Source organism: Reichenbachiella sp. (assembly GCF_033344935.1).
GTDB lineage: Bacteria > Bacteroidota > Bacteroidia > Cytophagales > Cyclobacteriaceae > Reichenbachiella.
In genome coordinates this window covers 3,221,891-3,244,767 of record NZ_JAWPMM010000001.1, presented here as the reverse complement: position 1 = coordinate 3,244,767, position 22,877 = coordinate 3,221,891, and the positions used below count along the sequence as shown (strand labels likewise).

The 22,877-nt window shown below is 39.7% G+C and carries 18 protein-coding genes; 10 read left to right on the top strand and 8 right to left on the bottom strand.

Going from position 1 to position 22,877, the window contains the following annotated elements:
- Positions 1-66: 66 nt before the first annotated feature.
- From R8N23_RS13980 to R8N23_RS13950, 7 genes are all read left to right on the top strand, one after another.
- Positions 67-1,623, top strand: coding sequence for a GH3 auxin-responsive promoter family protein (locus tag R8N23_RS13980; RefSeq protein ID WP_318172228.1), 1,557 nt, complete (start codon positions 67-69; stop codon positions 1,621-1,623).
- A gap of 134 nt (positions 1,624-1,757) precedes the next feature.
- Positions 1,758-3,515, top strand: coding sequence for a DUF1800 domain-containing protein (locus R8N23_RS13975; RefSeq protein WP_318172227.1), 1,758 nt, complete (start codon positions 1,758-1,760; stop codon positions 3,513-3,515).
- Positions 3,516-3,525: 10 nt separating this feature from the next.
- The gene (locus R8N23_RS13970; protein WP_318172226.1) at positions 3,526-5,247 is read left to right on the top strand and encodes a DUF1501 domain-containing protein; all 1,722 of its coding nucleotides are present in this window, start codon (positions 3,526-3,528) and stop codon (positions 5,245-5,247) included.
- Between the two features lie 4 nt (positions 5,248-5,251).
- Complete coding sequence (locus R8N23_RS13965; RefSeq protein ID WP_318172225.1) at positions 5,252-6,121, top strand: outer membrane beta-barrel protein; 870 nt, start codon at positions 5,252-5,254, stop codon at positions 6,119-6,121.
- Positions 6,122-6,127: 6 nt separating this feature from the next.
- Positions 6,128-7,330: a hypothetical protein gene (locus tag R8N23_RS13960; RefSeq protein WP_318172224.1), complete on the top strand. Its 1,203-nt coding sequence runs from the start codon at positions 6,128-6,130 to the stop codon at positions 7,328-7,330.
- 38 nt (positions 7,331-7,368) lie between these two features.
- Complete coding sequence (locus tag R8N23_RS13955) at positions 7,369-7,983, top strand: LysE family translocator (RefSeq protein ID WP_318172223.1); 615 nt, start codon at positions 7,369-7,371, stop codon at positions 7,981-7,983.
- An 87-nt stretch (positions 7,984-8,070) separates the two neighbouring features.
- The gene (locus R8N23_RS13950; protein ID WP_318172222.1) at positions 8,071-8,628 is read left to right on the top strand and encodes a NirD/YgiW/YdeI family stress tolerance protein; all 558 of its coding nucleotides are present in this window, start codon (positions 8,071-8,073) and stop codon (positions 8,626-8,628) included.
- Between the two features lie 48 nt (positions 8,629-8,676).
- Here R8N23_RS13950 and uvrB read toward each other — a convergent pair whose 3' ends face one another.
- Positions 8,677-10,701, bottom strand: a complete 2,025-nt coding sequence (gene uvrB / locus R8N23_RS13945; RefSeq protein ID WP_318172221.1) for an excinuclease ABC subunit UvrB — start codon at positions 10,699-10,701, stop codon at positions 8,677-8,679.
- Positions 10,702-10,837: 136 nt separating this feature from the next.
- On the opposite strand from uvrB, the gene R8N23_RS13940 reads away from it, so the two are divergent.
- Positions 10,838-11,791 (top strand): carbon-nitrogen hydrolase family protein, encoded by a 954-nt coding sequence (locus R8N23_RS13940; RefSeq protein ID WP_318172220.1) that lies wholly within the window; start codon positions 10,838-10,840, stop codon positions 11,789-11,791.
- Here the strand turns inward: R8N23_RS13940 and R8N23_RS13935 are convergent, their stop codons facing one another.
- The 5 genes from R8N23_RS13935 to R8N23_RS13915 all read right to left on the bottom strand — a co-directional run bounded on the left by R8N23_RS13935 (position 11,792) and on the right by R8N23_RS13915 (position 16,991).
- A complete protein-coding gene (locus tag R8N23_RS13935) occupies positions 11,792-12,946 on the bottom strand; it encodes an MFS transporter (RefSeq protein ID WP_318172219.1) in 1,155 nt (384 codons plus the stop codon).
- A gap of 52 nt (positions 12,947-12,998) precedes the next feature.
- The gene (gene aroE / locus R8N23_RS13930) at positions 12,999-13,739 is read right to left on the bottom strand and encodes a shikimate dehydrogenase (protein ID WP_318172218.1); all 741 of its coding nucleotides are present in this window, start codon (positions 13,737-13,739) and stop codon (positions 12,999-13,001) included.
- Positions 13,736-14,689 (bottom strand): DUF368 domain-containing protein, encoded by a 954-nt coding sequence (locus R8N23_RS13925; RefSeq protein ID WP_318172217.1) that lies wholly within the window; start codon positions 14,687-14,689, stop codon positions 13,736-13,738. Before R8N23_RS13925 ends, aroE begins: the two co-directional genes overlap by 4 nt.
- Positions 14,690-14,706: 17 nt before the next feature.
- Complete coding sequence (locus tag R8N23_RS13920; protein WP_318172216.1) at positions 14,707-15,480, bottom strand: phosphosulfolactate synthase; 774 nt, start codon at positions 15,478-15,480, stop codon at positions 14,707-14,709.
- Positions 15,481-15,596: 116 nt separating this feature from the next.
- The gene (locus R8N23_RS13915) at positions 15,597-16,991 is read right to left on the bottom strand and encodes a tetratricopeptide repeat protein (RefSeq protein ID WP_318172215.1); all 1,395 of its coding nucleotides are present in this window, start codon (positions 16,989-16,991) and stop codon (positions 15,597-15,599) included.
- A gap of 341 nt (positions 16,992-17,332) precedes the next feature.
- Here R8N23_RS13915 and R8N23_RS13910 point away from each other — a divergent pair, with 341 nt between their 5' ends.
- A complete protein-coding gene (locus tag R8N23_RS13910) occupies positions 17,333-18,460 on the top strand; it encodes a helix-turn-helix domain-containing protein (RefSeq protein WP_318172214.1) in 1,128 nt (375 codons plus the stop codon).
- A 68-nt stretch (positions 18,461-18,528) separates the two neighbouring features.
- Positions 18,529-20,874, top strand: coding sequence for an ABC transporter permease (locus tag R8N23_RS13905; protein ID WP_318172213.1), 2,346 nt, complete (start codon positions 18,529-18,531; stop codon positions 20,872-20,874).
- A gap of 61 nt (positions 20,875-20,935) precedes the next feature.
- Here the strand turns inward: R8N23_RS13905 and R8N23_RS13900 are convergent, their stop codons facing one another.
- Entirely contained in the window at positions 20,936-21,331 is a 396-nt protein-coding gene (locus R8N23_RS13900; RefSeq protein WP_318172212.1) for a DUF3127 domain-containing protein, read from the bottom strand.
- A gap of 129 nt (positions 21,332-21,460) precedes the next feature.
- Complete coding sequence (locus tag R8N23_RS13895; RefSeq protein ID WP_318172211.1) at positions 21,461-22,795, bottom strand: hypothetical protein; 1,335 nt, start codon at positions 22,793-22,795, stop codon at positions 21,461-21,463.
- Positions 22,796-22,877: the final 82 nt, after the last annotated feature.

Here is a 22,877-nt window from a genome sequence, read left to right as displayed (position 1 = left end):
AATAGTTCAGTGTATTATTTCTGCTAATTTGATGAATCAATTTTTTCAATCAGTTGTTCAATTCACATGGCTATTTTAGGGACATTGCTCAAACGTGGTATTCGGTTAAGAGAAAGCTTGGAACAAGATTACACTGCTCCTTTTGACCTGCAGAAGGCAGAATTACGAAAACTGCTGATTGCTGCAAAGGATACCTATTTTGGTAGATACTATTATTTTAAAACCATCCTCAACGGTTTTAAAGATCAAGATCAGAACCTATTCTATAATTATTATAAGAGCAACGTACCCATTCATGATTACAATTCCATCAATGACGAATGGTGGTCCAAATCAAGAGAAGGGATCAAAGGAGTGAGCTGGCCGGGTAAAGTCAAATATTATGCACTAAGCTCGGGTACCTCAGGAGCTCCATCCAAATACATTCCAGTTACAAAGGAGGCGTTAAAGTCGATGCAGAGGACGGGTGTCCGTCAGTTGCTGGCCTTATCAAAGCTTGAGATTGATTCAAAATACTATGAAACAGATATTTTGATGGTAGGGGGCAGTACGGATCTCAAATTCAATGGGACCTATTTTGAGGGTGATCTTAGCGGTATCACTACCGGACAAATTCCGATATGGCTTCAGGGGTTTGCCAAGCCAGGAAAAAAAATTGCTAAGGCGGCCAGCTGGGAAGCAAAGTTGGAAGAAATAGTTCAGCGAGCCAATGACTGGAACGTGGGTGTGATAGTAGGCGTGCCGGCGTGGATTCAATTGTTGATGGAGAGGATAATTGAACATTATCATGTAAAGACTATTCATGATATATGGCCAAATTTGAAAATATTCGTTCATGGTGGTGTTTCATTCAAGCCATATAAAAGAGGTTTTGAGAGGCTCCTAGGCGAGCCTATTCATTACATGGAAACTTATTTGGCTTCAGAGGGATTCATTGCTTTTCAGGATAAACCCAATCACCCTTCGATGAAATTGGTATTGAATAATGGCATATTTTATGAGTTCATCCCATTTACTAATCAAAACTTTGATAGAAATGGACAGTTAGTAGCTGATCCTGAGGTTTTCCATATTGAAGATGTGAAAGAAGGCCAGGAGTATGCTTTGTTACTCAGCACCAACGCAGGAGCATGGCGATACTTAATTGGTGATGTAATTGAGTTTACCAATAAGAAAGAATCAGAGATCATTATTAAGGGTAGGACGAAACATTTCTTGAGTTTGTGTGGAGAGCACTTGTCGCTTGACAATATGAATGAAGCACTGGAGTTGACAGCTAGTCAGCTAGATATGACGGTCAAGGAATTTACTGTTTGTGGGGAGCCGTTGGGTTCGCTCTTTGCTCATCGCTGGTATATTGGAACGGATGATCCGGTGAACAAAGGCAGATTCAGGAAACTGCTGGATGAGAATTTGAAGCAGCTTAATGACGATTATCGAGTGGAAAGATCTGCTGCACTTAAAGAGTTGTTTGTTGATTTCCTCCCTTCTTCGATATTTTATTCCTGGATGCGGAGCCAAGGCAAGGCAGGAGGGCAGCATAAATTCCCTAGAGTATTGAATGAAGAGCGACAGAAAAGCTGGAATCAATTCATTGCAAATAAGACTAGTGTTACGATCTGATTGACCTTTTTAAGATTTAAATAAAATATCTACAAATAGTTATATTATTTCTTAGTATAGTTCGTTTTGAATCATATTTAAGATAATATTGTATTAGGCATTCTGCCGATATTGGAAACTATAAATCACCTGCTATGCCACTAACCGCTTTGGCTGGAACGCTAGGAAGAAAGCGAGCCGCACATTTGCTCAGAAGAGCTACTTTCGGAGCGACTAAAGCACAAATTGACCAAGTGGCGGCTTTGACCGCCAGTGAAGCGATGGACTTGCTGTTCATTACAGATGGTCTACCAGACCCTGAACTCCCGATCGACCCAGCAACAGGTGAGGAGTGGATTACAACACCAAGAACAGAGGCAAATTCTACTGACAGAGGGTTGAATGCCTATTTAAAGTCCTGGCACTTTGGACACTTACTTGCCATAGGCGTGGCTGATAATCAGGCGCTGTCCTATGCTACAAGAGAGAAAGTAACTTTTTTGCTGCATACAATATTTACGACTTTAGAATCCAAAGTAGCGAACAGCACATCAATCTACTACCAGAATGCCCTTTTTAGAAAGTTTAGTTTTGATGACAATGGTGACCCAGATTTCAACTTTAAGACGCTTTCCAAAAAGGTATGCGTCGAGAATGCTATGCTGCGATTCCTGGATGGTGATACAAATGTATTAGGTAGTCCAAATGAAAACTTCGGACGAGAGTTTCTGGAATTGTTTTCTATCGGTAGAGGACTAGAAGGTACTTTGTCTCCACTTCCTGCACCTGGAGATTATTTCAATTATACAGAGCAAGATGTGCAAGCTGCCGCCTTGGTATTTTCCGGGTTCAATATTGATGATACCTATAGCAATATAGATGAAGACACAGAGTTGCCTCGAGGTATTGTTCGTGGAGGGACTATTGCTTCATCTCACGACAATAGTATTAAGCAGTTCAGTTATCGATTCAATGATGCTACTATAACTCCCAACCCTGATTTGTTGCAAGGTGGCTCTCCAACTGAGGAAAGTGCCTTGGATGAAATTGATCAACTGGTGGAGATGATTTATGGCGTATCTGATGAGGCTGCACGAAACATTTGCCGAAAGATTTATCGGTTTTATGTTTACTACGACATAGATCAAACCCTGGATGATGACATCATCGACAACCTAACGCAGACTTTTATCAATGGCGGTTATAAGTTGCAGCCTGTGCTGATGGACTTGTTTCAAAGCGAGCATTTCTACGAAGATGGTGCAGGTACTGCTAATGATCACTTCGGGTCTATCATTAAATCGCCATTGGACCTCACTTTGGGTACATTGAAAATGTTGGAAGTAACTATTCCTGATTACACGACTGATCTGGAGAACTACTACACCTTTATGGGAAGTATCCAGCAGGCCATGAATAGCCAGGGAATGGTGTATTATGAACCACCGGAGGTCGCTGGTTATCCTGCTTACCATCAGTTTCCAATCTTCAATAGAAGTTGGATTTCTACAAATTATCTGGCAGAACGTTACCAATTCGCTCAGCAATTGGTGAACAATATGGATGCTGACGAACCGGGAGGTGTTGGAGTAGATGTGGTTCAATTTGTAAAAGATAATTTTTCGGCCGTGGCGGCTGATGCCAATGACTTGATTATTGAGCTGTGTAGATACTTCCTTCCAATGAATGATAATCTAACCTTTGATGCAGCGGGAGATGATTCATCTGAAATCACCGCAGAGCGCTTGAACTATTTCCTAATGGCATTTTTATATTCTCCACAGATAGATGCTGACCCTGAAGGATCGTGGAATTTTAGATGGACCAATTTAGAAGATGGAGAGGTGGTAGAAACACAGCTGAAGAATCTTTTCAATGCCATCTTGCAGTCGCCTGAATACCAACTCTCTTAACCCCAGCGTAATGAAAAGAAGAAAATTTCTAAAGAAAATACCTTTGGCCGCTGGTCTACCTTTTGCCATCAGTGGTGTGCCAATCAATCTCATAGCAAAAAATAGCTATTATCAGCAGATGGCTGCCAGCAGTACTAATGATCGGGTGATTGTCATCCTCCAACTTTCAGGAGGCAATGATGGGGTGAATACAGTTATACCGGTAGATCAATATGATCAATACTATAACCGAAGAGCAAATATTGCCATTCCAGCAAAAAGTGGAGCGAGAAGATACATCCCATTAGATAGTACGCTAGCACTAGAAGATCAAATTGGTCTACATCCTGATATGCAAGGAGTGAAAGATCTCTATGACCGAGGGCGAATGGCTATCGTCCAAGGCGTGTCCTATAAGAATAACAATGGATCTCACTTCCGTGGTAGAGACATTTGGAATATGGGTGGAGGAGTAGATGATTTTTATTCTTCTGGTTGGGTTGGGCGTTACCTGCAAAGTCAATATGCTCCACAGGTTTACCCGGATGATTTTCCTAATGAAAATATGCCAGACCCTTTGGCGATAGAATTGGGTAGTGATGTCTCGTTGGTTTTTCACCAACAAGGGAATATACCATCTTCGATTTCTTTAGGAGGGAATCCGCAAGGGTTTGCTGATTTGATTGAGAATTTGGATGGGTTTGTAGACCAGGGAACTGACCCTAGGGGCCGTCCTCCAGAGTACCTATTGAACTCTCCCTATTGGAAGGAAATGAATTGGATTTTGGGGCTGGAAGATAAGTCGGAGGATTATGCAGCGCGACTGTTGGAAATCTACAACAATGCTTCGGCTACTTCGGTGACATACCCAGAAGTATATCCATATAATGCGCCTGATGGCGCCAAAACCAATAGATTAACACCACAGTTGCAGTTGGTGGCGAGGCTGTTAGATGGCGGAGGGCCAGGCCTCGGGGCCAAAACGAAAGTATTTCTTGTAAAGGTTGGTGGCTTTGATACACATGCGGATCAAGTAGAATCATATGATCCTACAATGGGAAACCATGCATCGTTACTTTATCATATTTCATCCGCCATGAAGGCCTTTCAAGATGATTTACGAGCCAGAGGTATTGAAGATCGTGTGTTGACGGTGACCATGTCTGAGTTTGGAAGAAGAATTGGGTCAAATGGTAGTTATGGAACCGACCATGGCACCGGCGGACCAATGTTTATTTTTGGCAAGGGGGCTAATGCAGGTGTTTACGGGACGAACCCTGACATGACAGAGAATAATGTGGGTATGCAATACGATTATCGCCAGATCTATGCGAGCATATTAGAAGATTGGATGCAAGTAGATAAAAGTGTGATTACAAACGATATCTTCTTCAATAACTATATAGATGGGACCAATGATGATGGTCAGGCTGTGGAGAAAGTTGAGGTATCCAAATCGGTAATTGACGGTGTGGAGGATTTTATTACTCACCGTTTCCACTTAAAAGAGTGTTATCCAAACCCTGCTCAGGGCGAAACGAAAATCGGATTCTATCTCAATTCTCCTGCACAAGTCAGCCTTCGACTCTATGATCAAAAGGGAAAACTCGTTAAGCAAATTATGCAAGAGCAAAAAACTATTGGAGAACATGAAGTGACGCTGGATGTATCCCAGCTCAAGCCGGGAACCTATATCTATCGAATAGATGCTGGATTACTAAAAGACTCAAAAAAACTCATTGTTAAGAACTAAACTTATGAATCGCTCATTTCGATTGCTATTACTTTTTTGTTTGCTCATTACCTTTGATGGTATGGCACAACGAAAGGGTCAACCTAAAAAACCACCAAACCCACTCAAGCAGTTTTTGCAAACTCAGTTTTGGATTGGTTTAAAGGGAGGCCCTAATTTAACCAAAGCCAATCCGTCACAGCTTTATTCTACATTTGAAGGCGTCGACTTTCTAGATGCTGAATTAGATAAAGACTACGATAATTTTAAGGCCTTGGGCTCTCAGGTAGGCTTGGAGTTCGTGTTTTATCACCGTGGTTTCTCTTTAGCCTTCTTTCCCAATTATGCGAGGTTCAATTTTACCTATCATAATTCATATACTTATGAGTCTGCGAGTAATCCGGATGACATGGTAATTCTGAATTATGATCAGAAAAATCATTTGGAGTATATCGATTTGCCCTTGATGTTTAAATATGATATTCTTCAAGAAAAAGTAAGGCCTTTTGTCCAGATTGGAGCTTATTATAGTCGGTTACTCAATGCCAATAAGGAGGTGACTATTGAAAATAATGATGTGGCAGCTGGTGCGGTTCAGCCTTATCAGCCACCAGCGATCATTGTGGGAGCGAAGGATGTATTCATTGGTTCTTCTTTGGGGATCATGGCGGGTGTAGGTGTGCATTACGACCCAGGAAACATTAGACTTTCCTTAGATATCAACTACCGATATGGGTTAAATAATATTGCTAGCGCATCCAATAGGTATTCTGAGAATCGCTTGGCAGCATCGGGAGACGCCATGGATGATCTTACCATTGATAACATTACGATGAATGTGGGAGTCTTTTTTCCTATGCGATTTATTAGCAAAAGTTTTAATTCTGATTTTTAGTCTCTTATGAAAATACAATTAACAAATCTAATTTATGGAATAGCTGTTGTTTTGGCTGTTTCATCTTGTGATATAGGAGATAATAAGGAGGTTAATCCTGCGGATTCCTTTTTAAGAATCTATGATAGTCACCAATTTGACCATGCCATCAGTCCAGTCGATGTTACTCAGACCGTCGACGATGGTTATTTGCTTTTGGGAAATTATAGAAGAGACGATACGGATTTTTTAGGGACTTATATAGCTAGTACAGACGAAGAAGGCCAGTTTATCAGAAATACCTATATGCGAGATAATAATGTCCATCCAGTAGGTGAATTTTTGACCTTAGGTGGCCTGCACTATTTTGTGAGCATGGATGCGGTGAGTCTTCAAGCCTATTTGAATCAAGTGGATGACTCCGCTCGAGTATTGAGCACCATTGGAATCGGGGTTACTTATCCTATGTATGCTCAAAATGATGGAGAAGACCAATTTGTGCTTTTGAGTTATAATTCAGTCGATAGAACTACAGACTTGACTGTTGTCAATATGGATGGTTCTATCGCACAGCAAAGTGCCTTTGGAATAGGAGCCGGACAAGAAGTGGAAGAACCGATTATAGATCATTTTACAAGAACGGGTAGAGAGTTGCCTTTCTTTGCAGGCAAAACGGCAAATGGAACCTACTATGCTAATGGGTTTTATAATTATACGTTATCGTTGCTTTTTACAGACTTGAGTAGCAATTCTCCATCTGGAGTGGTCCAAGGACAGCAAGACGAAGGGGGAATCAGCGGCTTGCTTCCTTTGAATGGAGATGTTTTCGCACTATCGAGATTTAATTATGGAGATCAGTTTGCGTCTGGTCAGACTACACTCAATACTTCAGGAACCACTTCAGCTAGCGACATTGACAGCAATGCGATGCTCGAGTGGGAGGTAGATCAAAAGGTGAAAATGACCACGGTTTCTTTAAATGAGTCTGATTATGTGATAATAGCTACTACAACTAAAAATCAGCAGATTGCACTTCATTTTTATGACAATACGGGAGCTTATGTAGGGGTTGATTACCTTGGTTTTTCCAGTCCTTATCAGTTAGGAGCGATTCAAGTAACTGCCGACAATGGATTGGCTATTTTAGGTTCTATTCAAGTGGCAGGTAAATTCCAAAGAATGTGTTTGTTTAAAAAATCAGAAGGGGAGTTGGTTGATCTAGTTCAATAGTTAGTGTTAAATTGAGGGTTAATTAAACGTATTAAGCTTTGATTGCATACCTGATTGGCCTGTCTGCAGGCCTGGTCCCGGCACTGTCTACCGGACCTGTATTTCTTACACTCGTTCAAAATTCGATTGATCATGGTTTTAAAAAAGCCGTGTATTTTATCATTGGCGTAGCGCTGACAGATACTTCCATTATCTTATTGACTTGGCTGGGGCTAAGTCAGCTGTCAGAAGGGAGTGAACCACCAGCAGAATTGTCAATAGGTGGGGGAGCACTCCTCATACTGTTTGGATTGGTATTCATTTTCAAAAAGCCACAAGACCAGCAACCTGCTACGTCATCATCGGGTCATCTGCAGAAGTTTGGATTATTTACTCAAGCCATTATGCTCAATGCCATCAACCCGATCATTTGGGGATTCTGGGCAGCGATATCAAACTATGCCATTACTGAATTTAACAACACAGCCAGTGAGTTGTTGTTTTTTGCTGGAGTTTTGAATATGGTTTGGGTTACAGACTTTTTGAAAGCGTATTATGCTCAAAAGCTGAATAAATACTTGAATGAGAAATTTAAAAAGTATCTCCGAATCGGAATAGGTTCAATTCTAGTTATTCTGGGACTAAAATTGATCATTGAGTTCTACTTGCTGTAACTAATCACAGGATTGGTTTCGTGGTAGATATCTTTTGAATATATTTAGGATAAACTATCTAAAAACGAAATAATAAAGTTATCAATCATGAGAAAATCAATCTTTTTTGCTCTTCTATTTGCATTGCCACTACTTTCTTTTGCGCAATACACTGGGCCTAATTCTAAAAAAATCCATTACACTGTTGAAGAAGTGAAAGCTAATGGTCCACAATATGACAAGGAAGATCACTTGGTTACCTTGCATGGATATATCATTGAAGCACTGGCTGAAAGAAACATGTATGTTTTTCGCGATAGAACAGGGAAAATAGATGTTGAAATTGATATAGACGGTTTGCCTCACACGCCATTTGATGATCAGGATTTAGTTGTGATTATAGGGCATGTGAAATCAAAGAAAGAGGTAACTAAGATTTTGGTAAAGAAAACTTTAGTACTTCATGTGGACTTGGAAGAACTAAGAAAGCAGAATCAGCAACTTAAGATGAAAGCGGATGGTAAAACAGCCGCTGAGCCAGAAAAACAAGAAAAGCCGGCTAAACCAGCAAAGGGGCCAAAGCCAATGGGAGGTAAGTCTGAGAAAAAAGACAAAGATATGTCCGAAGAAGAAATGGATGATTCTGAAGAAATGGAAGAAAAGTAAAAGGAGATTACATAATAAGTTAAAAAGGGTCAGCTTGCTGATCCTTTTTTATTTCTCGGCCTTTAATTTTTCCAATGCAAGCATCTCGTCTCTCAGCCGAGCCGCTTCCATGAAATCCAAATCTTTGGCGGCCTTTTCCATAGACTTCTTCGTTTTCTCTATCATTTTTTCAATGCCTTCTTTGTCCATATAAGCTACGACTGGATCGGCCGCAATATTCACTTCTTCACTTTCAATGTATGGTTTTGGTGTCGCTTGCTTCTTAGAATCGGCTACTGAAGTTTGTCCCATAATGGCTTCTTTAGATTTTTTTACCGTGGTTGGAGTGATACCATGCTTAGTGTTATATTCGATTTGTATGGCACGCCTTCTATTCGTTTCATCTATGGCTAGTTGCATGGAACCAGTGACCTTGTCTGCATACATGATTACCATGCCTTTTTCGTTTCTAGCCGCGCGACCAATGGTTTGAACCAAGGATCTTTCATTCCTCAAGAACCCTTCTTTGTCGGCGTCAATAATGGCTACTAAAGATACCTCTGGTAAGTCAAGACCCTCTCTCAGCAGATTCACACCAACCAATACATCGAATACGCCTAGTCGCAATTCTCTAAGTATTTCCACCCGATCCAAGGTGTCCACTTCGGAATGTATGTATCTGGTTTTTACGCCAGCATTTATCAAGTACTTAGATAGTTCTTCTGCCATGCGTTTGGTCAGAGTGGTAATCAAAACTCTTTCTTCCAACCCCACCCTTTCATCGATTTCATCCATCAGGTCGTCTATTTGATTCACACTTGGACGTACTTCGATAATTGGGTCTAGTAGGCCAGTTGGACGTATGACTTGTTCTACCACCACACCTTCTGACTTTCTAAGTTCGTAATCACCAGGAGTGGCACTTACATAGACGCTTTGTCCTACCATCCCTTCAAATTCATCAAAAGTCAAAGGACGGTTGTCCATAGCCGAAGGAAGTCTGAATCCATGATCCACCAAGTTTACTTTTCGGGCACGATCTCCGCCCCACATAGCTCTTACCTGAGGTAAGGTGACATGACTCTCATCTATAATCATTAAGAAATCATCTGGAAAATAGTCAAGCAGACAGAAGGGTCGTGCTCCTTTTTCTCTTCGGTCAAAGTAGCGAGAGTAGTTTTCAACTCCAGAGCAATAGCCCAATTCACGCATCATTTCAATATCAAATTCAGTACGTTCTTTTAGTCTTTTGGCTTCAAGGAATCGACGTTCTTCTTCGAAGTATTGTACTTGTTTGACCATATCATCTTGAATCTGATTGATTGCCTGATGCAATAGATCTTTTCCTGTTACAAAAAGATTGGCAGGGAAGATGGTAACTATTTTTTCGTCAGAAAGCTTTTTGCCTGTGTGAGGTTCTATTCGCTGAATAGTTTCTATTTCATCCCCCCAGAAAATGATACGATAGGCAAAGTCTCCATAGGCGATGAAAATATCTACTGTATCGCCTTTCACCCTGAAATTCCCTCTTTTAAAATCAGCTTCTGTTCGGCTGTATAAGATATCTACAAATTTGAAAAGCAATTGGTTTCTCGATATCTGTTGACCCACCTCTAAAGTCACGATGTTTTTACCAAATTCATCCGGATTGCCGATACCATAGATGCAAGATACGGAAGCCACTACGATCACATCTCGTCTTCCAGTCAGCAAGGACGAAGTAGCCGCCAGGCGTAATTTTTCAATCTCTTCATTGATGCTTAGATCTTTCTCAATATACAAACCTGTAGTAGGAAGAAAAGCCTCCGGCTGATAGTAATCGTAGTAACTGATAAAGTATTCTACAGCATTTTCAGGAAAAAACTGCTTCAATTCACCATACAGCTGAGCGGCTAGAGTTTTATTGTGGCACAAGACTAAAGCAGGCCTATTGGTTTCAGCTATTACATTAGCCATGGTAAATGTTTTGCCTGATCCAGTGACCCCAAGTAAGACTTGAGAAGGTTCTCCATTATTGAGTCCTTTGGTTAATTCTGCAATGGCTTGGGGTTGATCTCCGGTGGGAACGTATTCTGAAGTGAGTTTGAAATCCATAAGCGTAAATATCGACTAGTCTATACGGATGAACAAATCAAAGGTGACGCATTGGAAGATTACTTATGGTGAAATTAAATTTTTCTTTCGAAAGCTGATTTGACTATAATTGTTCGGCAATAAACGACTCCCATTCATGACACCATCTCATTTACTGAAAGTAGCCATAGCTCAAATGTCCCCTGTTTGGCTCGACAAGAAAGGAACATTAGAAAAAATTTATGATTCGATAGAAACTGCAGGAAAACAATCTTGTGAGTTGGTAGTTTTTGGCGAAGCACTTCTGCCGGGATATCCTTTTTGGATAGAACTCACAGATGGTGCGAAATTTAATTCTCAGATGCAAAAGGAGCTTCACGCCCACTACATACGTCAAGCAGTAGAAATTGAAAAAGGTGACTTAGACGTAATCTGTGGATTGGCCAAGAAGCATCGGCTGGCCATATACTTGGGTACGATTGAAAGAGCTATGAATAGAGGAGGACATAGTGTTTATTGTTCTTTGGTATATATTAATCAAGAAGGAAGCGTACGGTCTGTGCACAGAAAGCTACAGCCCACCTATGAGGAAAGGCTTTCCTGGGCACCAGGCGATGGACATGGATTGCAGGTGCATCCGCTGAAGGAATTTACAGTCGGTGGGTTGAACTGTTGGGAGAACTGGATGCCGCTTTCCAGAACTGCTTTGTATGGGCAAGGAGAGAACTTGCATATTGCCGTATGGCCGGGTAACGAGAAGAATACCTTTGATATCACCAAATTTATGGCCAAGGAAGGACGCTCATTTGTGATTTCTGCTTCAGGGTTGATGAAGAAATCTGATATTCCCGAAGACACGCCTCATTACGATCAAATCATTAGGTCAGCACCTGAAATAATGGCGAATGGGGCTTCTTGTATTGCAGGGCCTGATGGTGAATGGGTGGTGCCTCCAGTTTTGAATGAAGAAAAATTGATTGTTGCAAATTTAGATTTTAATAGAGTATTAGAAGAACGACAAAATTTTGATGTCTCGGGACATTATTCACGGCCTGATGTGACTCAGTTGACTGTGAACCGAGAAAGGCAGAGCATCTTGAAGAAAGATTGATTATTTGCTTCTAATTATGGCGATTAAGGGAATGACGAGCAAGGGAATAGTAGTGAGCAACATACTTTCCCAGCCTAGGGCATGAACCACAAAGCCTGCTGATAACGCCGCAGTAGCTTGTGTTCCGAAAATCATAAACTCATTCAAGGCTTGTACTTTGAACCTTTCGTTGTCATTATAGGCCTGAGGTAGGAGCGTAGTCCCTCCAATAAAGAGGAAATTCCAGCCGATACCTAATAGAACCAGAGATCCCCAATAATGCCCCACATGGTGCCCGGAGTAAGCAATGCCTATACAAACCACAAAGGCTGAAATGCCAGTCAACATCATAGCCTTAATGCCAATCTTTTTGATGATCCATGCAGTAATCAGACTAGGTAAAAACATGGCTACAATGTGACTTTGAATGACCCATTTAGTGTCTTCCAATGAGTGACCATCCATAACATGCATGCTGACTGGAGTAGCTGTCATGATAAAACTCATCACGGCATAGCCCATCATGGCACAGAGAACCGCTGTCCAGAAAACCGGTTGTTTGATAATTTCACCTAGTGGTCTTCCGGGAATTGAATTCTCTTCGTTTATAGGTTTTACATTCTGAAAAAATGAAATGATGACAAACCCTAGAACAAATAAAACGGCCAAAAGAATAAATGATCCGGTGAAAGGTTGCTCTAGTAAGTCTTTTCCATTGACGGCTATTTCAGGTCCAATGAAAGCCGCCGCAATGCCTCCCAATAATACCGTCGAAGCTGCATTTGGAATTCGCTCTCGCTGCACACTTTCCATGGCTGCAAATCGAAACTGATTCAAAGAGGCAACTGAAATACCGATTAAAGCCAAGCTTAGGCAGAACAAATAAAATGACTGCACATGGATGCTGTAGGCCGCCAATAAAGAAATGAAAATTGAAAAGGTGATGATGGTAAGGAATGCCTTTTTTCTTCCCCATTTTCTCATAAGCAGAGCTACCGGCACGGTAGCCAGTGCTGTGCCTATAATGATAGCTGCCACAGGCAAGGTGGCCAGGTTCGGAGATGGTGCAAGCGTAGTGCCGACTAGACCACCAACAAATACAACCAATGAGCTGGCAGACATCATGAGGGCTAAACCGAGTGTTAGAACCCACACATTTTTAGGAAGTGAAAGCATGTGAAAATGTTAAGTCAAGATAGGAGATACGTGAACCTGGAAAGAAAGATGGTTAATCGTTCCAAATTTTCCAAGAAGCTTCCGCTTGACCGATCAGCATTTTATGACCATTCTTGATTTTTGCTCCTCTGTTTAAACCTTCTTGTAAAAAGGCTGTGACCTCAGGGTTGTAGACCAAATCAAACAACAGATGCCGATCTGTTATTTGATCGTAGGGAAGAAAAGGTTTGGTTTCTATATCAGGGTAAGTACCTAATGGTGTAGTATTGATGATCAAATGATGAGTATGTACCCAATTCTTTCCATTCAAATCTTCGTAACTGATATTGCTTTCTGAAGCTTTTCGTGAAACAGATTGAAAAGGTATGTTCAAATCTGTAAGTGCCCTTTTAATTGCCTCAGACGCCCCGCCAGTGCCTAATACCAAGGCTTTTTTCCCTGAAAGGTCCCAGCCTTCTTGAAGTGAATCAATGAATCCCAGGTAGTCCGTATTGTAACCTTTGAGTTTTCCTTCTTTTGATATTTTGATCGTATTTACTGCACCAATTTCCTCTGCTTTTGGATCAAGCTCATCTAGATAAGCCATGACTTCCTTTTTGTAAGGAATGGTAACATTCAATCCTGCTAGTGAATCAGAATAGTAATCAATAAGATTCTGAATTTCTGAAATCTCAGCCAATTCAAATAGCTCATAGTGACTATTGGCTATTTCTTCATTTTCAAACTTCTCACTGAAGTATTTTTTAGAAAATGAGTGTTTAAGGGTTTTCCCAATGAGTCCAAACTGTCTCATGGTTGACTTTTTTCTTTGGCTTTTTTGATGGCAAAAGCAATCTTTTCCATGATGACTACCATCATAAAACCCAATGCCATATATAGTATGGCTTGTATGATTAATGGAGACTGGCCGGTCTCAGCCATATAATCTGTAGGTAACAAGTTTCTTTCGAAGATTGGGACTTGTTCGCCATGTGAGTTGAATCGGAATAATTCAGCTTTTTTCCAAGGCCAAATCTTATTCAACGAACCGATCATGAAACCAGCTAATAAGGCGATGGCATAGTTGTGGAATTTTTTCAGAAACCATGCAATCAATCTGGAAAAAGTAAAGAGCCCAATAATACAGCCACTACCAAAGACAGCAATTACCGCCGTGTCAAGGTTTTTTAAAGCCGACATGATGAAGGCGTATTTTCCCAGTATAAGTAGAATAAAGCTCCCTGAGATACCCGGCAAAATCATGGCGCAGATAGCTATAGCTCCACTAATAAATACGAACCATAATTCGTTGGGAGTAGTGGATGGAGTTACTACTGTGATTACATAAGCAATTAAAACCCCACTGATGCACGATAGTGCGGTCACCAAATTCCATTTTGTTATTTCCTTGGCAACAGAAATAGAGGAGATGATAATTAGTCCGAAGAAAAACGACCAAATCTGAATAGGGTGTTTGTCCAGCAAGAAAGTGATGATTTTTGCTAATGAAACTGCACTTAACAGAATGCCAGAAACCAAAGGCAGAAGGAATGAACCATTGATTTTACTCCAAAACTCTTTCAGCTTAAATGAAAACAGTAATCTGAAGGCTTCAGCATCAAAAGAGTTGATAGAGTTCAGCAACTCTTCGTAGATGCCGGTAATGAATGCGATGGTTCCTCCAGAAACTCCGGGTACTACATCTGCACTACCCATACCAATTCCTTTCAGGAATAGTAGAAAATAATCTCTAAACGAACGCATAAGGTGGTTTTGGTTCTTTAAAGTTTGACGTCACCATTAAGGAAATAATCAAAAGTATCTCCTCTAAGTCCGAGTCTAAGTGTTTCCAATGGAATTACTTCGTTTGGCGCAATATTGCCCAAGTTAACGTTTGATCCTAATAGCTTAATGAAGTAAACCTGTTGTGATTTTTGAGGTGCTTCCCAAATTACTTTTTCCATTGGGATTTTGGTCAAAATTTCCTGAACCAACCCGGATCTAACTTCTCCGTCAGATCTGAACAGTCCTACATTTCCACCTTCACGAGCTTCACCAATTACTTTCCAGGCACCAGCGTCCAACTCTTTTTGCATCAGTTCAATCCACTGATAAGGAGGGATGATTTCTGCAGCATCTTTTGAGCCTACTTCCGAAAGGACAGTGACTTCTTTGGCCAGCGTGCTGATGTATTCACATTTTTTAGTGTGATCCAGAGTGATCGATCCATCAGATACTTCTGCATGTTTGATATCATACTTTTCAAGAACCCTTCGGTAATCATCGAACTGATCTCTAATGATAAATGCTTCAAACAGTGTTCCTCCTAAATAGACCGGTATGCCTTCAGACTTGTAGAAGTCTAATTTTTTTTGAAGGTTATTGGTGACATACGACGTAGCCCATCCTAATTTTATTATGTCGATAGAATCCCCGCAGGTTTCTAACATATCTTCTGCCTGTCGGACGCTTAAACCTTTGTCCATCACCATGGTGAATCCTTTTTCACGTGGTTTGACCGTTCTCTCAGGTATATTATTAAGGGTATAATTCATTCTAAGTATTCAATACGAAAATCTAGCTGGTCGATTTTTTCAACCTGCAAATAAATTGATAATAGCCCTATTTGCAAAGGCTTTTCGTGAATGATTTGGGGTAAGTGATTAATGTCCTATTTGTACTGCTGGATGATCTTGTACAACGCCTTTTGTGTTTCGAGTTTTGGGAAGTGATCGTAAAGAACGGTATGTCCATCATAGTCCAAAAACAAACCTTTCTCCAGATAGGTGAAGGCTAACTTGTATTGACCTTTTTCAATCAAATAGATAACTGCCTGATAGAATAGCGCAGCTTCGTCTGGAAGTTCTTCTAGCCCGTCATGGATAATGTTCATGGCTTGTTCATGGTCTCCTTGTTCGTGATAGATCAAGGACCATTTTTTCCAGACTTCCACATTTCCGGGATCTAGTTGACTTACTTCATCGTAAGCATCAATACTGGAAACTACATTGCCTACTTTGTATTCGGCTTCTGCAAGTGCCATCCAATAGTCCGCATTTTCTACACTAAGCTTAAGGGCTTTATTGAAGAAATGCACAGCCTCGTACCACTTGTTTTGGTGTCCCAGACAAATGCCTGTGCAATACCAGGCTTCATCATAGAACTGATCCAGTTTTGTTGATTTTCTGTAGTATCTAATAGCCAGATCATATTGTTCCATTTGTTCATAGACAGAACCAATGCTGAAATAAATTTCGGGCGTAGGGCCCTCTAATTCTAAGGTAGTTTTAAAAGCATTGAGTCCTTGCTCATATTTCTTAAGCATCATGAGCGAATTTCCCATGTTGAAATAAGCAGAACTGTACTTTTCATCAATAGCCAAACAATACTCATAGGCATTGATGGACTCTTCGTATTTTTCGAGCTTGTTGTAAACAATACCCAAATTGAACCAAGCGTATTCGGAATAGGGGTCTTTGTCTATGAACTCTTTGTAATATGAAATGCTGGTTTCTAGCTCACCCGTTACATCTAAACAGTAGGCGAGTTCGTAAAGAGCATTTTCATTATTCAAATTTTCTTCGAGAGACTGCTTAAAATAGGTAATAGCTTCTTTGTAGTCTCCACGGTTCTGATAGGCCAGCCCAATGCTATAGAAGATTTCATCTTTATCCTCTGATTGCTCCAGTGCTCGGTCAAAACTGGCGAGCGCATCATTGATGTCGCCATTTAGGATTTGAATGTTTCCTTTGATGAGGAATATGTCTGAATCACCGGGGTGAAGATTTCCAGCTTTTTCTAAAATATCTATGGCTATGCCATATTCTTGAAGGTTAGAATAGACTTGAGCCTTAAGTACCATGAACTCTACTGCATAGGGATATTGCTCTATGGCAAGATTTGCCGCTTTAAGTGCTTTTCTATGTTTGTTGTTGTCCAGGTAGGTTTGGATGATCGATTCGTATTCATCCGAGGTGAAATAAAAGGCCTCTTTATTCTCGCGAAACGATTCGTACTTTTTTATAAGTTCTTTCTCCTCGTTTCGTTTTTTAAAATTCTCCTCCATTATCCAATAGCATTTGGTTGCAAAGATACTGAATGCTTCATCTGCAGCATCATTATCATTTATGAAATATACTCATTATGATTTAACAAAAGTGCGGTCATGTTTGATTTTTGTTGGTCTCAATGAGGAAGGCGATTATTCTATTTCTTTATTTTATGAATGTATTGTTTTGATAATCAGTTAGATAAATTCTCCGTATTGAATTTTTAATTAAGTTATTGTTTTTTTCATTATTCAAAATGATCAAAGCAAAGAATTGGAGCAAACCATTTTACTTTGGGAAAGTATGATCTAGGTTTGAATAAACCAATTACTCTTACCTAAAGTGATTTTAAAAACAGATGAGTGCAATTAATTTTGTTGGAATTGGACTAGCGTTGTTTCTTGCTTTTCTACTTATTCAAAAAAATGATAAAGGAACTTTTGATTTTATTTTATTAGCCTGGCTAGTTCTTAACGCTGTATTGCTTTTCTTTTATCACTTAAACTTTGAAAGGAATACAGATCAATTCGTGCCGATTTTGATCGCCATGAGTCTTATCCCTTATTTGATTTCCCCACTTCTCTTTATCTACGTATCGTCTTTGGTTCAAGGTGAAAAGTTCTCCTGGTATGCACAACTCATTCATTTTATCCCATTCACTATTATGGTCCTTTCTATGTGGTGGTTTTATTGGGTACCGAGTGAAAAACATCTGATCTGGGTTTCCAATGGATATATCAATATGGAAGGGCAACTTCCTTTTCATATTAGAAATTGGTCTTTGATCATGGCTTTTTCGGCTTGTATGTATCCGATATTATGTTTGGTTAAAATTCTTCGCCATCAAACAGATATTTTAAATGAGTTTTCTAATCTTCAGGAAAAAACACTCAATTGGATGAAGTACTGGATAGTAATTGAATTCATAGGTTTTTGGGTGTCTTTTTTAATCATCATTGCCGGGGATATGGATGTGGTCAATATCCTGACTTCTTTTAAAATTATATCAGCATTGATAATCATTAATGTATTCGTGATAGGATATTTCGGTGTAAGGCAGTCGAACATTTTTCTCGATTCCCTATCGATGAATAACATCAAAAGAGATGAGAAGTATAAATATTCGAACCTTACTCATCTGGAGACAGAAGTGTTAATCAATCAGCTTAATGAGAAAATGAAAACGGAAAAGCTGTATCGAAACCCTACTTTGAGTGCAGTACAATTGGCTGATATGATGAATATTTCAAAACATCAATTATCACAGCTTATTAATCAAAAAGCCTCTGTCAATTTTTATGAATATATCAATCATTACAGGGTTGAAGAGTTTAAAAACAGAGTGAAGATTGGTGATGCTGATAAACTATCGCTGCTGGGTCTTGCGTTGAATTGTGGTTTTAATTCAAAATCAACGTTCAATTATCTTTTCAAAAAATATGAAGGAGTAACTCCATCTCAATACAGAAAACAAGTGGCTCAATAAGTCCAACTCCATCGAATCGGACGAAATGTAATATTGTGACTCACATATTTGAACTAAAACTCAAAAATATGTGGAAAAATTATTTACTCACTTCAGTCCGAGCTTTGAAGAAGGAAAAGTTCTATGTGCTGATCAATTTGTTAAGTATGGCTATGGCATTTGCTCTTTGCACGATAGCTTTCTTTAATTACATGTACAACAGTACTTATAATCAAAGTTTCGAAGATTATGAGTCGATATATAAGATTAACGCGGAGCAGCAATCAGCATGTTCATCTAAGGCTCTTGGTGTCAGTCCTGTGGCATTGATGGAGAGTGTGTTGAATGAAATCCCTGGGTTAGAGATAGGTCGATACCATAGAAGCGTTGTAAGCCTAAAATCGAAAGATGTACTATTTCAGGAATCTGCCGGATTTATAGATCCAGCTTTTCTGGATATCATTTCTTTTAATCATGGGCCTATGATTCTTAGAAGAAATGAAGTTATTCTGACTAAAGAAGCTGCCCAAAGATTGTATGGAAAGGATGACGCGAAAGGTGAACTACTCTCCGTATTATTTTCTAATGGGGAAGAACGTTCTTTTCAGGTGGGATATGTTATCCAGAAACCGAGTGAAAATACAAGTTTTAAATTTTCTGTGCTGCTTCCCATCGATCATTACTTGGATGTAGAAGGGATCGATTACAATGATTGGAGTTCATGGGTCAGTGGGACATTCCTGAAAACGAAAAATGAAAACCTGAAGGTCATAGAAGATGCTCTGCAGCGGTTCATTCCAATACAGAATACGCAAAATCCAGAGTTGCAAATAGCAAGTTATCGATTGGACCCTATTGTTGAATGGGCTCATTTTGAGAAGGATTTACAGGGTAGAGCTTTTGGAGGGGTATTGCACCCGGCCTCTGTTATTGGAACAATTAGTTCTGCCTTAGCGATATTGCTTTTGGCCTGTTTTAATTTCTTCAACACCACCATAGCTACTTCTGGGAAAAGATTGAAGGAGATAAGTATGCGTAAGGTGATAGGAGGACGAAAATTGGATATTGTCATTCAGTTTTTGACAGAAAGTGGGTTGCAAGTGGTTGCTGCTTTTTTAATTTCATTGTTGATTGGAAAGCTACTCATAGGTCCTTACAATGCCATGTTTAATTTTGAGTTGGTCGAGTTTCAGCCAGCTTATTTGCAGCCATATCTTTTTTTCTCAATTGGTATTTGTTTGCTGACGATTTTACTTTCTAGTACTTATCCGGCCTTTTATATCAGTAGGTTTGGTTCATTAGATATTTTGAAAAACAAAGCCAGATTGAAAGGGAATAGTCTGTTGACAAAAAGTATGCTTGTAATACAGTTTTCTGTTTGTGTCTACAATTTATTCGCTCTGGGTGTATTTGTTGAAAACGCTTACTACCAGGAATCCCTGGATCGGGGATATGATGTCAGAAAATTCATCAATATTCCATTGCAACCACAACAATTTGATTTGTTTAAAAATAAAGTATCTCAAACTTCAGGGTTTGATGTGATGACAGGAACTCAACAATTGGTTGGTTTTTCTAATCAGGAAATTGGCATAGAGCATGAAGGAGTGGAGTATGCTATTGGGAAGTTAAATGTAGGGCCAACATACTTGAGTACTTTAGGTGTGGAGTTTGTTGAAGGAAATGATTTCATGGATCATTCTTCCAATGAACAAACAGTTGTCGTCAACCAAATGTTTAATACACATTTGGGTGCAGATATGATGAATCAATGGATAACCGTGTTTGATAAGAAATACAGAGTCCAAGGGGTTACTCAAAATTTCAATTTGCAAAATGTGATGTTGACCAACAAAATAAAACCAACCATCTTCTTTTTTAAGCCTGATTCGTTGAGTGAATATCTGGTTGTAAAATCTGAAGAATCAAAAATTATTGAAGATCAAGAGAGATTAGAAAATATCTGGTACGAGATGTATCCTGATCAGCTTTATGGTGGATTTTATCAAGAAGAGGTTTTTGATAGTGAAAATAAAACGAACCAAATTATGATAAGAATCAATGTATTTATTGCAATTGTCTCCATTCTTATCTCCATTCTGGGGCTTTACGCTTTGATATCGTTAACCATTCAACGTCGAATAAAGGAAATAGGAATCAGAAAAACTATTGGAGCTTCATTTGGCCATGTCATAGGCTTACTGCTAAAGGAAGTAGGGTGGATGATGATGATATCAATAATTCTTGGATTGATTATGGGTGCTTATTTCATTACCATGCTGTTGAATATTATTTATGCCTACCACATTGAAATCGACTTTTTGAATTACCTCTTTTCGATTGCGGTGATCCTGTTGGTAGCTGTTATTTCAATTGGTTATAAAGTGGTTGTGACTGCCAGGATGAATCCTGTGAGCCAGCTTAGAGCTGAGTAACAATAAAAAAGGCTCTTTGATCTGAATCAAAGAGCCTTTTTTATTAAAAGACGCTTAGCTATTAGAATGGTAAGTCATCCGCTTCGCCGCTGTTGTCTGAATTTAACCATTCTGGCTCAGTCAGGTTGGCACCTGCTTCATCTGTTTGGCCTTGAGCCGGAGCTGCGCTTACGTCATTGGCTGCACTAATTCTCCAAGCCTGAAGTGAGTTGAAATATACTACCTCTCCTTTAGGGTTAGTCCATTTTCTGCCTTTAAGATTAAATGCAATGTTCATTTCCTGCCCAATGTTGAAACCGTCTAGTTGCTCACATTTATCTTGGATTAATTCGAATTTGATAAACTCTGGGTATTGAGGATTTTCAGAATACTCAACGACAAATTCTCTCTTCTTGAAACCACTGGCTCCAAAAGATGCAGTTTCATATTTTTCTAGCAGTTTAGCTTTAATTTCCATGGTGTATATTTTCTTCTAAATGAATGGGGCACAAAGATGTGAATTCAAAAGGGAAACTTCAATGATGTTTATGAAATTTTGAAAGCAAAAAGTAATATGTTGAAGAATTGCAATATTTAACGACTAGCTCTACTCTGAAAGGTTAGGGCAAGTGTTTTCATATGGAAAGTTGTGACCGACGTAATCGTGCCATTCCTCTGGTGTCATGTTTCTATTGATGTATTGGCAAAGCCGATCAGCCATCCATTCGAAATCAAGGTTGAATATTCTAATGGTCTTATCTTTCGAGCCGGTGAGGATTTTAGTACCAGATTGGTCGAAGCAGGCGGTCATCACCCAGTCGTTGTGATCATCGAGTACAATGGGAAATTTTTTAGAATCGAAGATATCCCAAACTCTTACCGTCGCATCTCTACTGGCTGTCAAGATTCTCTGATTGTCAGGGCTGAAATCGATGGCAGTAATCGCTGATTGATGCCCAGATATAATTCGAACGATTCTTTTTTCTTCCAAATGCCAAATGATGGCGTCACCTTTTTCTCTGCCAATAGCTAATAGTTTGTGATCCGGGCTGACGGCCAAGACATTGACCGCAAACGTTTCTGGAATGTCTAGATAGGCTTCTTCAAATCGTTCATTCCATACTTGTACTACCCCTTTGATGGTGCCAGCATAGATTTCACTTTTTTCTACATCCACGGCTAGTGCTCTGATTTCGTAATCCGTTTTTCCTTGGACAGAGTCCAACTCATAGCCCTTGATTTTTATTTTTCCCTGTTTGTTGACCGTGAGGTAGTTGAGTTGATCAGGAAGGAAAATGGCGGCTTGAACGTTTTCTGAATCTCGACTTACTTGGGAAACTGATAGCTCGCTCTTTTTAGAGTTATTGGATTGGGTATTAACAATTAAAACCCCATTTTCTTTTGTTGCTGCCAGCAACCATTTGCCATCTGAACTCAGGTCCAACGACCGGTAAAGAACGCGATCTTTAAATAACACGGTAGGTTCTTTTTTGATATCCGATTCGTCCCATTTTAAGATTTTGCCATCGGAAGAAGCGGAGTAGAAGATGTTGGGCTCAGTACTGTATACAATCGAAGTGACCATTTCATCGTGTTCGAGAATGTGGTTGTAGAAAGTGTTTTCAATACTATCATACTCATAATACTTATTGGCATCGTAAAGCGCTGAATAGACGTTGAGGTGTGAGATGAATTTGCTAGCGGTATTTCTAATCCAAAAGTTGTAGGCCTGTCTGGCGGTGAGTGATTTTCTGTCAGCGAAATACCGTGGCGTCAGAATTGATCGCTGAGACATAGACTGAATGAGTTCAGTGGTTTCCAATGAAATGACCAATGCACTGAGTGAGTCTAATTGGTTTTGTAGTTTTTGCTCTACTTCAGTTTGAGCTAATACTGAATAGGTGAGAAGTAAATTTAGCAGGAGGGCGGTAGCATATTTCATATTTAAAGATATGAATTTTATAACATGAAAAAAGCCATTCCGAATAATCGGAATGGCTTCATATATGATAAATAGTCTTTCG

Bases quoted from the DNA above. Each gene is read 5' to 3' on its own strand.
- R8N23_RS13900 (WP_318172212.1), bottom strand. From the start codon at position 21,331: ATGGAAATTAAAGCTAAACTGCTAGAAAAATATGAAACTGCATCTTTT.
- R8N23_RS13910 (WP_318172214.1), top strand. From the start codon at position 17,333: ATGAGTGCAATTAATTTTGTTGGAATTGGACTAGCGTTGTTTCTTGCT.
- R8N23_RS13905 (WP_318172213.1), top strand. From the start codon at position 18,529: ATGTGGAAAAATTATTTACTCACTTCAGTCCGAGCTTTGAAGAAGGAA.
- R8N23_RS13960 (WP_318172224.1), top strand. From the start codon at position 6,128: ATGAAAATACAATTAACAAATCTAATTTATGGAATAGCTGTTGTTTTG.
- R8N23_RS13950 (WP_318172222.1), top strand. From the start codon at position 8,071: ATGAGAAAATCAATCTTTTTTGCTCTTCTATTTGCATTGCCACTACTT.
- R8N23_RS13980 (WP_318172228.1), top strand. From the start codon at position 67: ATGGCTATTTTAGGGACATTGCTCAAACGTGGTATTCGGTTAAGAGAA.
- R8N23_RS13935 (WP_318172219.1), bottom strand. From the start codon at position 12,946: ATGCTTTCACTTCCTAAAAATGTGTGGGTTCTAACACTCGGTTTAGCC.
- aroE (WP_318172218.1), bottom strand. From the start codon at position 13,739: ATGAGACAGTTTGGACTCATTGGGAAAACCCTTAAACACTCATTTTCT.
- R8N23_RS13975 (WP_318172227.1), top strand. From the start codon at position 1,758: ATGCCACTAACCGCTTTGGCTGGAACGCTAGGAAGAAAGCGAGCCGCA.
- R8N23_RS13970 (WP_318172226.1), top strand. From the start codon at position 3,526: ATGAAAAGAAGAAAATTTCTAAAGAAAATACCTTTGGCCGCTGGTCTA.
- R8N23_RS13925 (WP_318172217.1), bottom strand. From the start codon at position 14,689: ATGCGTTCGTTTAGAGATTATTTTCTACTATTCCTGAAAGGAATTGGT.
- R8N23_RS13915 (WP_318172215.1), bottom strand. From the start codon at position 16,991: ATGGAGGAGAATTTTAAAAAACGAAACGAGGAGAAAGAACTTATAAAA.
- R8N23_RS13895 (WP_318172211.1), bottom strand. From the start codon at position 22,795: ATGAAATATGCTACCGCCCTCCTGCTAAATTTACTTCTCACCTATTCA.
- R8N23_RS13965 (WP_318172225.1), top strand. From the start codon at position 5,252: ATGAATCGCTCATTTCGATTGCTATTACTTTTTTGTTTGCTCATTACC.
- uvrB (WP_318172221.1), bottom strand. From the start codon at position 10,701: ATGGATTTCAAACTCACTTCAGAATACGTTCCCACCGGAGATCAACCC.
- R8N23_RS13940 (WP_318172220.1), top strand. From the start codon at position 10,838: ATGACACCATCTCATTTACTGAAAGTAGCCATAGCTCAAATGTCCCCT.
- R8N23_RS13920 (WP_318172216.1), bottom strand. From the start codon at position 15,480: ATGAATTATACCCTTAATAATATACCTGAGAGAACGGTCAAACCACGT.